At 37.5% G+C, this 13308-nt stretch carries 9 protein-coding genes and 4 tRNA genes; 10 read left to right on the forward strand and 3 right to left on the reverse strand.

Annotation, left to right across the window (positions count from 1 at the left end):
- Nucleotides 1-160 precede the first annotated feature (160 nt).
- Nucleotides 161-1129 carry a cysteine synthase A gene (gene cysK / locus H4J69_RS18770; protein WP_182172979.1) on the reverse strand — a complete coding sequence of 323 codons (969 nt, stop codon included), beginning with the start codon at nucleotides 1127-1129 and terminating at the stop codon, nucleotides 161-163.
- Between the two features lie 570 nt (nucleotides 1130-1699).
- Between cysK and H4J69_RS18775 the strand changes: the two genes are divergently transcribed.
- Nucleotides 1700-2752, forward strand: coding sequence for a hypothetical protein (locus H4J69_RS18775; RefSeq protein WP_182216162.1), 1053 nt, complete (start codon nucleotides 1700-1702; stop codon nucleotides 2750-2752).
- A gap of 78 nt (nucleotides 2753-2830) precedes the next feature.
- Nucleotides 2831-3883, forward strand: a complete 1053-nt coding sequence (locus H4J69_RS18780; RefSeq protein WP_182216161.1) for a hypothetical protein — start codon at nucleotides 2831-2833, stop codon at nucleotides 3881-3883.
- A 173-nt stretch (nucleotides 3884-4056) separates the two neighbouring features.
- Here the strand turns inward: H4J69_RS18780 and H4J69_RS18785 are convergent, their stop codons facing one another.
- Nucleotides 4057-6366: a carbohydrate binding family 9 domain-containing protein gene (locus H4J69_RS18785; RefSeq protein WP_182216159.1), complete on the reverse strand. Its 2310-nt coding sequence runs from the start codon at nucleotides 6364-6366 to the stop codon at nucleotides 4057-4059.
- Nucleotides 6367-6537: 171 nt separating this feature from the next.
- Nucleotides 6538-8934 (reverse strand): carbohydrate binding family 9 domain-containing protein, encoded by a 2397-nt coding sequence (locus H4J69_RS18790; protein WP_182216157.1) that lies wholly within the window; start codon nucleotides 8932-8934, stop codon nucleotides 6538-6540.
- Between the two features lie 249 nt (nucleotides 8935-9183).
- Here H4J69_RS18790 and H4J69_RS18795 point away from each other — a divergent pair, with 249 nt between their 5' ends.
- The 8 genes from H4J69_RS18795 (at nucleotide 9184) to H4J69_RS18830 (ending at nucleotide 13216) form a co-directional block, all read left to right on the forward strand.
- Complete coding sequence (locus H4J69_RS18795; RefSeq protein WP_182216155.1) at nucleotides 9184-9918, forward strand: DUF599 domain-containing protein; 735 nt, start codon at nucleotides 9184-9186, stop codon at nucleotides 9916-9918.
- Nucleotides 9911-10411 carry a DUF2919 family protein gene (locus H4J69_RS18800; RefSeq protein WP_182216154.1) on the forward strand — a complete coding sequence of 167 codons (501 nt, stop codon included), beginning with the start codon at nucleotides 9911-9913 and terminating at the stop codon, nucleotides 10409-10411. Before H4J69_RS18795 ends, H4J69_RS18800 begins: the two co-directional genes overlap by 8 nt.
- Nucleotides 10412-10421: 10 nt before the next feature.
- Nucleotides 10422-11147 carry a DNA polymerase III subunit epsilon gene (gene dnaQ, locus H4J69_RS18805; RefSeq protein WP_182216152.1) on the forward strand — a complete coding sequence of 242 codons (726 nt, stop codon included), beginning with the start codon at nucleotides 10422-10424 and terminating at the stop codon, nucleotides 11145-11147.
- Nucleotides 11135-12463 (forward strand): TIGR03503 family protein, encoded by a 1329-nt coding sequence (locus H4J69_RS18810; RefSeq protein ID WP_182216150.1) that lies wholly within the window; start codon nucleotides 11135-11137, stop codon nucleotides 12461-12463. Before dnaQ ends, H4J69_RS18810 begins: the two co-directional genes overlap by 13 nt.
- A 167-nt stretch (nucleotides 12464-12630) precedes the next feature.
- A tRNA-Asp gene (locus tag H4J69_RS18815) sits at nucleotides 12631-12707 on the forward strand.
- Nucleotides 12708-12759: 52 nt separating this feature from the next.
- Nucleotides 12760-12836, forward strand: a tRNA-Asp gene (locus H4J69_RS18820).
- 87 nt (nucleotides 12837-12923) lie between these two features.
- Nucleotides 12924-13000, forward strand: a tRNA-Asp gene (locus H4J69_RS18825).
- A gap of 139 nt (nucleotides 13001-13139) precedes the next feature.
- Nucleotides 13140-13216, forward strand: a tRNA-Asp gene (locus tag H4J69_RS18830).
- Nucleotides 13217-13308 lie beyond the last annotated feature (92 nt).

Consider the following 13308-nt stretch of genomic DNA (forward strand, 5'->3'; position numbering starts at 1 on the left):
ATTTGAATTAACTAAAGAAAGCGCGGTAGAAAGTTGCATAAAAAAAATCCAGTGATATCAATCACTGGATTTTGATCTCATTAGCAAATTAATCAAGCTATAAATTGCTTAACTGATCGGCATTACGCCTCAGCGTCTTTTTATTTTGATGATGTCAATACTATTGTACAAGTTCTTTATCAGTGAACTCATCACTAAATAATGGACTTGATAAGTAACGTTCAGCGGAACTTGCTAAAATAACAACGATATTTTTATCTTTGTTTTCAGGCTTCTCAGCTAAACGTTTAGCGGCAACAACCGCGGCACCTGAAGAAATACCCGCAAGAATACCTTCTTCTTTCATTAGGCGGTGACACATTGCCATGGCTTCATCGTTGGTCACTTTTTCAACAGCATCGATCATGCTTAAGTCTAAGTTACCAGGAATAAAACCAGCACCAATACCTTGAATTTTATGTGGGCCAGGTGTTAATGCTTCACCCGCCATTTTTTGGCTAATAACCGGTGAGTCAGTAGGCTCAACAGCTACAGACATAATGTTTTTGCCGGCAATATTTTTGATATAACGACTAACACCGGTAATGGTACCGCCTGTTCCAACACCGGCAACAAAAATATCAATCTTACCATCGGTATCTGCCCAGATCTCTGGACCAGTCGTTTTTTCATGGATCTCAGGGTTGGCAGGGTTGTCGAATTGCCCCAATAAAACATACTTGTCTGGATCTGAATTTTTAATTTCTTGCGCTTTAGCTATAGCACCGTTCATACCTTTGGCGCCATCGGTCAATTCAAGTTTAGCCCCTAAAGCCGCTAATAACTTTCTGCGTTCTAAACTCATGGTATGTGGCATAGTTAACGTAATGCCATAACCTCGAGCTGCTGCAACAAATGCAAGGGCTATGCCGGTATTACCACTTGTTGGCTCAACGATTACTTTACCAGGTGTTAATAAGCCTTTCTTCTCTGCATCCCAGATCATGTTTGCGCCAATACGACACTTAATACTCGCACTTGGATTTCTTGATTCTATTTTTGCAAAAACATTACCGGTAGTTACACGGTTAAGTTTTACTAAAGGCGTTTTACCTATAGTGGTTGAGTTATCTTCAAATATTGTCGTCATGGTAGCTCCTTAATAAAGCTTTATTTACTTTAATAGCACAAGGTTAGCGCTTTATAGAAATAAAAGAAGTGATATTTTGTTAACTTATATACAAAAAAAGAATATAGAAATGCTTTTTTAGTTAAGTTAGTGTGTTATTAGCCTGTAATTATCGTTCTTTTTGATAATAACCTATTTTATTCTTTAATTATAATTGCTGTTAAACCCCAATGATAGCTTGGCGAATAACAAACAAGCTTTTTAAAAGTGGTTTTAATATTATGGTGGCGCTTCTTTATGCTAATAAGTAAAAAGTGTTCAGCGCTTGAATTAATTTACCTCTTTTTTTAATGGTATTATTTTAAAATTTGTTGATTTCTTCTGAAAGTGTCCTTGCTTTTACTATCAATAAACTATCAATAAATTGTCAATAAACTATCAAAATTATAAATAATTAGCCATTGACTAATAAATGGTCATTGGACTATTATCAATTTTAACTGGTCGAACGTCCGATGAGTTGTAGTACCAATAAAAATAAGACGTAAAAATATAATTATAAAATAAAATTTAAAATAATTTGGGGAAATAATGAATATAATCAAACGTATAACGGTTGTAGCAGGGATCTGCCTGACATTCTGCTCAGCAGCTTCTTACAGTAAAGAATATAAAATAGTACTTATCCATGGCTTTCAGCCACAACAACTTATTGTTGATGGTGACGTTACGGCGAGTGGTCAAAATTACTGGCAAGGCTATTGGAATAACCTCAGTGATGCCCGTATTGACTGGCCTTCATATGAACGAATAGAAGGTAAAATAGCCACAGACTATGTTTGGCCAAAGTTGAAATCATTTTCTGAAAGTAACTTTTGTACACCGGGTTGCATCTTTGTAACACATTCAACCGGTGATTTAGTGGCACGGTATATTATAGATAACCAAGAAACTTGGTTGGAAAATGCTGGATTAGCACCACTGAATATTGTTGCAACTTTTGACATTGCCGGCGCAGGTGGTGGTAGTGAACTTGCTGATGTGGCGGTAAGTGTTGCTGAGGGTACAGAAACGTGGTCTTTTGTCATTGAGGCAGCATTAGAGGCTTGGTTAGGCGGCGATCTTGGCGATGAAATGGGCGTACTTAATGACTTAAAAGTCAATAACGCTAGACAACTTGCACCATTACCAGATGCGAGGATCCCTCGTCTACGCTTTGTCGGTGATGCAAGTGAATATTTAGGGGTTACTAGCCCATTTATTCAAGGTAATGACGACGGTGTTGTTGGTACGCACTCCTCTTGCGGAGCTAATCGCCAAGCAAGATACGGTAGCTGCAGTAACGGTATCGCGTTAAATGGTAAAATAGAACAGCAAGGTAATGCCGTTAATGGTTTTATGCCATACCATTATCCAATGCTTATGGGTAAAGCTTATAGTCATGGTTCGTTACTTGAGCCACAACAGCAAGGTAAAGTGACGGCAGCAAGTAATCAGAAAAACCTACTGTCAGGAGAAAGTATTTACTTTGACACTTATACTAAAACGACTGGCTGGTGGCTTTGGAAGAGTAATTATCTCTATGTTGAAAATTCGAATGATGACAGTATGTCAACGCTCATTTATGACGCGATTCCGAATTAAATAATATAGTTAAGGCTGTTGGTTTTCTAGGTTAATCAAGGAAAATCAACAGTGTCTTGGCAAAAGAGTAAAGCCGTTATGAAAAAAAAATCATTGTTAAAAAAATTCAGTGTTATATCTACTATCGCCGTTGTTGTTTGGCTCTTTTGGCCATCAATACCGCAAAAAATAACGATTGTTAATGAACCCTTGATAAAAAAAATTCCAATTAAGACAACTAGCTTGCCAGAACAGCCGCCAAGTAATAATAGTTCGCTCGAGGCTACAGTTAATAAAATCACTTCAAACGATTCAGCAGTACTTGTTGCACAAGCGTATGCGGCAGAGTTAACTTTTCCACCCTATTCACAACCTTTAACGGATAAAGATTTTGACCGCTTAACCCCTAATTTTTTTAATCCACAATCTATGTTAGTCGACGACAATGGCACTCAAGTAAGTGCCGCATTATCAAAATATCGTTATACCTATCCCGAAGTCGTTTTTGCGACACTAACCGGTGAAAATATTACCGGCGCAGAACTGCAACTTGTCGATATCATTACAGGTAAAGTATTATTGACTAGTCAATTTGAACAGGGTGAAGAAAACTGGCATTCACACTTTACCGGTAAAAGAGATTTGCCACGAGAATTGCAAGCATCGATTAAGGCGAAAATTAACGGTAAGAATATTAATATTACCCTAGCACTTAAATATGTTGATTCAGTTGCTACCCTAGAAAGTTTTGAACCGGCCTACAATGAAGATGCTGATATGGTATTAAAAGCTAATTTAACCACTAGAGAGCAAGGCCTATATAGAATGCGGGCAAATTTATTTGATGCCAATTACCAACCCATCGCCCACTTAGTTAGCAAAGCAAAACTCAATAAGGGCAATAGTCATCTTTATTTAAAAGCTCACCGGTCAGTATTACAAGGCAGGCAAGCGCCATTTTACTTATCAACTTTTTCAATTGAATTAATGTCACCTGCTCCCGGTGAACCGACCAAGTACGGTGATAGTTCAATTGATGAACATGCAATAAAAGGTTTTGCAGTCAACAGTTTAAGCGATTTGCCCTATCAAGCTTCTTCGCAGGAACAACAACGCTTACTACTGTTGCAGAACATGGCAGAAGGCAGGTAGAAGGTTTGATTGATAGTTGATAATTGATGAAACGATGTGTTAATCAATCGTCTGAATAGCGCTGATTTTCCGTAGACAAACAACGACAGAGCTTTTATTAAAGTCGCAGTGTAAAATAAAGTTTAGTTTGATAACCGCTATCAAACTAAACTTATTTATCGATTAATAAGGTGCTAAGGCATCCAAGCGTAACTAACTTTAGTAAACAAAGTACGTTCACCACGCCTTAACGTAGTTAAGTCGTCATCTTGATAGCTAGTGTCTGAATACCCTAAGAAAAATACTGTCTGTGGATTAAGCTTATAGCTATAAATTAATTGTGTTGATAAATCACTATTGGTGTTCGAATAAGCTGAAATATTATTATCTGGATTTTTATCTACATCGTAGTAAACAACATTTAATTTAAGATAACTGTTCACATCAAATTGGTAAGAAACTCTTAATTCCACTATGTTCGCATCGTATACATTACCTTGACTCGTATCGAGAGTTTCATAAGTATAAGAAAAATCAATCTCTAAATGACTGGTTGGGTTAAGGCGAGTGTTCGCATAAATTTCTTGATAATCAGCGAGGCGATTATTTTGGTAATCTATTTTTTTACCAAAAGAAAAATAAACTTCACCATAAAGGTATCTTGTTGGTTTTATATACGCAAACATAGTCAAAAGCTTTTCAGTAAACCGGTCGGTATTACCGTCAATAGAGTCATCAAACTCAATTGCTGCGAGGCCGCCATTCAATTGATTTAACTCACTTTTACGTAACCCTATTTTATCTGCATAGGTAAACATAATATCAAATTGTGAAAGTTTAGGGCCATCAATCGTAAAACTCGAAGCCAAACTTTTTTCGAGCAATTCACCATTTTCATTGTGTTTAATTTGCCACTGACCTGACAATTTTGCTTCTTGCCAAAAGCTGTCGCCTTCACTGTAAAAGAAACGGTCAACTAATAGTCTCTCATCTTGATAATCAGCTTGGGGCATAAAACCTAAATCAGCGCGGAAATCTTTACCTATTTTTTGATGTTCAGCACTTACCGACCAATACTCCGAGTTGTGCTCATAACTAAGTTTGACCGCTTGGTCGGCAAAATCAGTCGACTCCTCTATTGAATTGTCACTGTTTGAATGAACAACTTGTGCAAGAATAGCATTCGAGTCATCCATTTTATATTTGGTATTGATACCGGCAACGGTATTTTGATAACTATCAGACTTTCTTAAGGTGCTAATTGCACCTAATGAAAAGTCTTCAGAAAAGTCGTAGCGATATTTAAATGCGCCAGAGTGGCTTTCTTCATCTAACGATTTTAAACGTGATCCGGTATTCCCTGGCACAATAAAATTAGTTTCTGTGTCATGACTAATAAAAGCACCATAGGTATGGTTGTCATTAGTACCCGTTAATTTTGCACCATAATCAGGGTCGGCAATGTTTCTGGTATAAACTAAATTAAAATTTGAAGAGAAATAATCTGAGTTTTCTACAAAGAAAGGGCGAGCCTCACGATAAAACAAGGAATAGGTTTTATTAACGCTAAGTTGTCCCGCATCAGACTCTACTGTCGAAAAATCTGGGTTTACCGTAACGTTTAATAGCGTGTTGGCATTAATACCCCAGCGTAAGTCAACGCCCGCTTCGGTGTCGTTATCGCTTTGCCATTCATCTTGTGGGTCGTAAATGTCACGAGTATCATTTTTACTTGCCACTATTGCTGGCGTGATTGTTAAATTGTTACCGGTTTTTGCATCTTTAAAACCTTTTGCTTCAGGTATTTGGCATAACCAACAATCATTGTCTCGGTCGAGCGGTATATGAGATATACGCAGGCGAGAGTCGCGCGGGTAGAGACGAATAAACTCAATTGCCCAGGTTTTTTCTTCATCTGTGTCAGCAAAGTTCAATGCATGGTAGGGCACAGCCATTTCAACTTGATAGCCACTCGCTGTTCTTTTGCCAAACGATTGCCACATACCATCCCAAGCTGAATTGACATCACCGGTGAGTTCGTTTTTTATTCTATCGATTTGCGATCCGTAAGGATTAACAAAGAGTTCATAACTTAATCGTCGATTGTTGTAAGTGTCGAGTTTTATACCCACCACATCGTCTTCGAGTCGTGTATCTCGGTCACCTAAGTAGGCAATTATTTCTTCTGGGTTGGGATCTTGGGCAATAAAAGAGATATAAATGGTCTCGCCATTTTCAAATATTTTTGCGGTGGTTTTAACTGGGCTAGGCTTATTATTCCAAGGGGAATTAACAATGTTGAGCTCTATGGATAATGCCTGAGACCATTCCTCTTCGTTGATGTTGCCGTCTATGGTGACTTTTGTTTTAGCATAAGGTATCGATAAATGATCGATTTTATTAATTGTTTGTTCTTGGGCATTTTGTTCAGCAAAACTATTCTGTGAAAATAGTAAGAATATACTAGCTACTAAGGCTTTGTAGCTACTTCTTAACAACAACATTTTCTCTCCAGGGTTACATTTTATTATTTTTATATTGTGACTCTGGATAAATTGTGTCAAAAAAATGCAGTTAAAACAATCATTAATTATTCTAGCTCTATTATTAGCAGGCAATAAAAAAGTCGCCAAATGGCGACTTTACGTAAAAGCTGATGAGATTTTTATTTATTTTTACTTCATCCAAGCATAGCTAAACTTCATAAAGAGATTACGTTTATTTTGATTTAAGTCGCTAAAATCTTCTTCGGTGAAGTGTCTATCCGAATAGCCTAGATAGAAAACTGTTTGCGAATTCAACTTGTAGGCGTACAACAATTCAGTTGAGACGTTCTTCCTGCTTTGGGTAATATCTTCGGGATCCGTGTAAATATAATTATTAATATTTCTGTTGGTATTATTATAAATAAAACTAAACCGTAAAAAACTTAATACATTAAATTGGTACGTTGCTCTAAAATCGGTCAATCTTGCAGTAAAGACGTTGTTACTGGTCGCATCGACGTTATTATTAGTGGCATCTAATTGATTAAAGGTATGTTTGATATTTAATTCTAAATGCTTATCAACATTTAAGGTTACCTGTGAACTCCACTGTTTAGTACGGCCAAGACGGTTGTTTCTGTAATCAATGGCATCGCCGTATTTAAAGTTACTGTTAAAGTATAGACCTAGCATTGGATTAACTTCACCAAAGAGTGAAAATTGATTTTCGGTAAATAAGGTGGTGTTACCGTCAATGGCTAAAATACTTTTATCTTTTCTTAAACCGACTAAATCACGGTTTGAATAAGAAAAGCGGAAGTATGAATTCATACTTGAATTTAGTTGAGCGTTGATATCAAATTCTTTTTCAATCAATTCATTATTGTCGTTATGGGTGATATCCCAATCAGAATATATTTTAAATTTCGTCCACCATTCGCCTGGTTTCGCATACCACTTTCTATCACCACCAACAGAAAAACGCTTGTAGTCAACATTAGGAATAAAGCCTAAATCACCACGAAAGCCAGAATTTTGCTGATCGTATGTTACGCGGTAATACCAGTCTCGGTCATTGTGAGAATAGCTTGTTTTAAAGGCACTACCACTAAACTTATCATCTTTTAAGGTCCGTAAAACCTGCTCATTGTAATCACATTGACTATAGCCACAGTCAATGTTTTCTGGTGGCGCATGGCAATTGTCTGACTCACTTGAATCGTCGCTATCATCGGCATTACAAAATTGCTCAAATAAGTTATCAGGATATTCTGTAGTTGAATAAAGCGCTTGAAACTTAAAGACATCAGCCGTTGAAAGTCTAATTTGACTGCCGACACTGTGTACTATATTTTGATAATCTTCGGCGGTACGTATGGTACTTACGGTCCCCATAGTGATGTTTTCGTTAAAATTGTAACGATAGCGAAAAGCGCTTGCTTTTGATTCGCCTTCGATGCTCGCTATGGAAGAGCCTCTATTACCGGGGATTAAAATATTGGTACTGTCGTCATCGGTGACAAATAAACCAAAGGAGTGATCATTTTCTCGACCAGTTAATTTAGCACCGTAGTTTGGCGCGTTAATATTTCGGGTATAAATCAGGTTATAATTTGAATCAAAGTAATCAGCATTATCTAGAAAAAACGGTCTTTTTTCTTGGGTGAAAAGTGCAAAGTTATTATTGATATTTAACTGAGCATTATCTGTTTCAACTGTTGAAAAGTCTGGATTAATTGTGGCATTCAACACCCAGTCAGGTGTTATTCCCCAACGAACATCTAAGCTAGCTTCTGTGTTGGTTTCACTCTGCCAATCCTCATTATTTTCTCTTTGTTCATTAACGCCGGTAACAAGTGAAGGCGTAACGGTTAAGTTATCGCCTTGTTTTGCCCCCGTAAAGCCTTCAATCGTGTGAAGTTGGCATAACTCACAGTCGTTATCTCGTTCAAGGCGGACGTTTGAGAAACGAAAAAATTCGTTTCTCGGATAAAAACGCATTAATTCAATGCCCCAATCTTGTAATGACGATTTTTCAGTAAAGTTAAGCATACGAAGGGGTAAAGCCATTTCTACTATATAGCCTTTATCGTTAATTATTCCTGCACTGTCCCAGATGCCATCCCAAGAATCACTTTCACTTTTCGTTATTTCATTTTCGACACCGTCGATTTGAGAGCCTAAAGGGTTGACTAAAAATCGATAAGCCGAACGTTGGTCGTTATAAGTGTCAATTTTTATGCCAACGACATCGTCACCCCATGATTGATCTCTATCGCGGTAAAACGCTCGAATTTGGCTTGGGTTGGGATCTTCAGCAATGAAAGCAATATAGAAAGTACCGCCATCTTCCATTAATAACGCTTCGGTATGAACTTGGCTAGGTATATTGTCGTATGGACGAGTAACGTTATTGATTAATATTTTTTTTGCATGGCGCCATTGTTTTTCATCTAATTTAGCATCTATGGTTATTTTACCTGAAATCCTTGGGATTTGGGTTGACTGTTGCGCGTTAGCTTTACAATGAAAAGAAAATAATAAAGTGGAAATAGTCAAAATATGGCTGAATTTGACAGTGAACATTGATGCTCCAAAGGAAAGTGTTTGCACAAAGTTTATCTGCAATACTGACGGTAAACTTAAGTAATAGATTTACCGGCGATGGTGAAGAAAGTTAGACTTTCTGTCAAAGGAATTACGATAACTGGTATAAGGAATACGATTAATGGTTTTTTCTAACATTTTTTGCATGCTTAATCGTAGAAAATTTAGCTCGAATCTATAAATATTCTCCTGCATAATGGAATGCCTGTTATCTAGTTCTTCATTATTATGCCACTTACTTTACTCGATATTCTTGCCTTTATATGCTTTGTAACTTGTTGGATTGGTTACACTTGGTTTGCTCGTGTCAAGGCAAAAAACACTAATTGTATCGCCAGATGTCTTCATCAACATAGAATTCATTGGATGAATGAGCTAATGACGCGAGATATTCGTGTTGGTGAAGCTGCGTTGTTAGCAAATTTGGAGCGAAATATTGCTTTTTTTGCTTCAACAACTTTACTGGTTTTAGCCGGTGTATTGACTCTATTCGCTCAAGTCGAACGTTTAGAAGCGGTAATAGGTTCAATTCCCTATGCTGATTTTCCAAATCATGCGGCGATACAATTAAAATTAGGTGTCTTAGCTTTTATTTTCATTATGTCCTTTTTTCAATTTACTTGGTCTATGCGACAGTATGGCTTTTTAAATGTCATGATTGGTGCTGCGCCTTATGATGAGTTAGGCGAAGATGAAAACTTGCGTGCCTATGCAAAACAAATGGCAATAGTACAAGACCAAGCCGCACATTCTTATAATTATGGATTACGTTCTTATTATTTTTCTATTGCGGCAATGTGTTGGTTTTTTCATCCTGCGTTATTTATTTTTGCCAGTTTACTGGTTGTTTATACTTTATTTTATCGTGAATTTAGATCCCGAGCAGTAAAAGCTATTACCGCCGCACAAGAGCACTTAAGAATAGAGCATACAAAAAAGCGCGGTCATGATATTGATGAGTAAACATAATTACTCTGCTTATTCGGTGCAAGATTTTGACAATTTTGATTGTTTGAAAATATCAAAATGGGTCTACGTAGCCTTGATTTTTATTTTACGGGGTTATGTTGTTTGGCTAATGTCGGTAACCAATATGAAAGACCGTGTTGGTATTATTCAATGGATATACCCTGAAACATCATTGTTTTATTTAAGCTTAGGCTCTGGGGCGTTAGGTGTTTTTATTGTCCTTGTCTTAAGTTTACGGCGGCCAAATGCGAAAGGTTGGGTTAAAAAATCATGGCGCCATGGTAAAGGTATTCTCACTTTCGCCTTACTTTTTGATTTGATTATTTGCTTAGTTGGCTTTTTTTATTGGCATTTACTGTCATTAACATGGTTAATTACCCAAGCTATTATTGTTGGAGCGCTTATAATCATGTTAAATCTCAGTAAAAAATTTACAATAAATATTACTGAGTTTCCAGAGCCACTTCCTGACCCAAAAAAAAGGTGATGAAATCACAATGAATAACGAACAAGCTGTACAGCAAGATGAACGATTAATTATATTAGATACAGAAACAACGGGTATTAATCCTAGGGAAGGGCACCGAATTGTTGAAGTAGGCTGTGTTGAAATGATCAACCGACAGTTAACCGGTCGTAGTTTTCACGTTTATATCAATCCATTATTTGAAATGGATCAGGAAGTTATCAATATTCACGGATTAACCAATGAGTTCCTTCGTGATAAACCTTTATTTAGTCAAGTCGCCGATGACTTTATCGGATTTATTAAAGGTGCACGCCTTGTTATTCATAACGCTAAATTTGATATCGGCTTTATGGACAATGAATTTGCTTTATTAAAGCGAAATATTCCCAACACTCGTGATATGTGTACTGTTATAGATACGTTGCATGTTTCAAAAGATGAATTTGGTTCACCAAAGACCCTAGATTATTTAGCCCGTTACTATCGTGTCGATAAATTAGTCGACCGCACTTATCATGGTGCATTAATCGATGCTCAACTTTTAGCGTTTGTTTATGTAGAGATGACGCGTAAGCAGTCCGTGTTAAATCTATCAGCAGGCAGCGAATCAGGTGACAGTAATGCTATTCGTCGTTTACCCGCACAACGAACAAAATTAAAGGTTATCCAAGCTTCTGCCGATGAACTTATTAAGCATAGTGAAAGATTAGCGATTGTTGCTGAAAAAGGGAGCGAACCAATATGGCCCAAATAGGTCAGTCAAAACTTTTTATTATCATAGTAGTAGCCTTTCTATTGATATCTATACCAAGTTATGGACAACAAACCAAAATTGATTATTACCAATCAGATAATGTTACCAATGCTATTCCTTATTTTGAAAATCGGTTTAAAATAGATGCCTTGCTTGAAGAAATAACTCTGTTATTTTATCGAAGAAGTGGCACGCCACCCATCATACTTGTGCGCCCTGATGGCACCAAAATTAAAATTAATAATTTACCTAAAGATAAAATCACTTGGTTTGATGATCGTACTTTTGATTTAATCACCATTAAAAATCCAATGCCCGGCCCTTGGCAGGCTATTGGTGATATTTTACCGCAAAGCCACATTATGGTTGTCACTGATGTCACTATTAAAGTTGACCCCTTACCTGAGGTTATCCTCTCGGGAGAAACCTTAAAAATTGAAGGGCACCTTTATAATGGAGAACAAGCTATTGACGATCCACTCTTTCGTGACGTTATTAACCTCAATGTAGATTTTTTTAGTACCAATAATTCTGCGTATGATAATTTTGGTGCTGAACCCATTAAAATAGCGCAGTTTCGTGATGATGGCCGTGACTTAGATGAGTATGCCAAGGATGGTGTCTTTACCGGCGAATTTGAACTTGCTTTTGCTCCGGGTGAATGGCTACCTATTTACTCTGTTATTATGCCGATGGCTACTCGAGAGTTACGACAAAAACCCATTATTTTGCAAAAGACACCAATTACCATTTCTGTTGAACCCGTAATGGAAGTCGGGAAGTCTCACAAGGTCATCTTTACTATCGACCCCACTTATGTAGATATGGATAGTGTTTTGTTTCAAGGGAAAGTTATTTTTCCAGACCGTCAAGAAGTACCATTTTCTATTATGGAAGGAAAAGGAAATTTACGTACTTACGAACTTGCTTACACCGAGTCAGGTGTTCATCGTATACAAGTGAGTGTTTTTGGCAAAACAATTAACGGCCGCGAATTCCGTTTAGTGTTAGAACAATTTACCTTTAATGCAGAAAGTAAAACGGGCTTAGTGATGCCGACCCTAAATGCTAATGGTGAAATGACATCACTCCCTGTAGACAAAGCGGATGTTGTTATTACCGATAAAATTATACTAGCAGAGGAAAAAGCTAAACAATTAGCCATGGAGTTGCAAGAAGCTAAAGTCGAACAAGAAAGCGCAAAAAGTGAAAAAGATCTACAAACTTATATTATTATTGCTGTTGCAAACGTCGGAATCGTCCTTATTGCGTTAGTCTTTTACTTTATATCTCGCCGAAAAAAGAACAAAAAATGATGAATAGCCAATTAAATAAAGCCATTTTTGAATGTAATTCCTCCGTATTGTACATCAAACGTGCATACAGTTAATTATATTAAAAAAGTGGTTGACTGCTCTGCGTCTTAACCGTATTATCTCCGCCGCATTCAACGACTTGTTGACGAATGTGTTGATTATACAGCGGAGTGGTAGTTCAGTTGGTTAGAATACCGGCCTGTCACGCCGGGGGTCGCGGGTTCGAGTCCCGTCCACTCCGCCAATTAATCAAAGGTTAAGCACCTAGTTTTACTAAACGTTTAAAACAATACAGCGGAGTGGTAGTTCAGTTGGTTAGAATACCGGCCTGTCACGCCGGGGGTCGCGGGTTCGAGTCCCGTCCACTCCGCCAACATTGTTTAAGTAAAGAATAAGGTTTGAATGACCTAACGATAAAAGGCGTGACATCTTTTATTATAACATTCAAAAGCAATACAGCGGAGTGGTAGTTCAGTTGGTTAGAATACCGGCCTGTCACGCCGGGGGTCGCGGGTTCGAGTCCCGTCCACTCCGCCAACATTGTTTAAATTAAGAATAAGGTTTGAATGACCTAACTATAAAAGGCGTGACATCTTTTATACTAACATTCAAAAGTAAAATCACGGGTTTAAGTACCGTCTACTTAGGTAGTAAAACTTGAAGAAAGCAATACAGCGGAGTGGTAGTTCAGTTGGTTAGAATACCGGCCTGTCACGCCGGGGGTCGCGGGTTCGAGTCCCGTCCACTCCGCCAACATTGTTTTTACTGTTTTTTATAGTCATATAAAAAATTAAAATAGTTCAAGACCTCAAGACCTCAAGACCTCAAGACCTCAAGACCTCAAG

The organism is Colwellia sp. BRX10-9 (assembly GCF_014077405.1).
In the GTDB taxonomy this organism is placed as follows: domain Bacteria; phylum Pseudomonadota; class Gammaproteobacteria; order Enterobacterales; family Alteromonadaceae; genus Colwellia_A.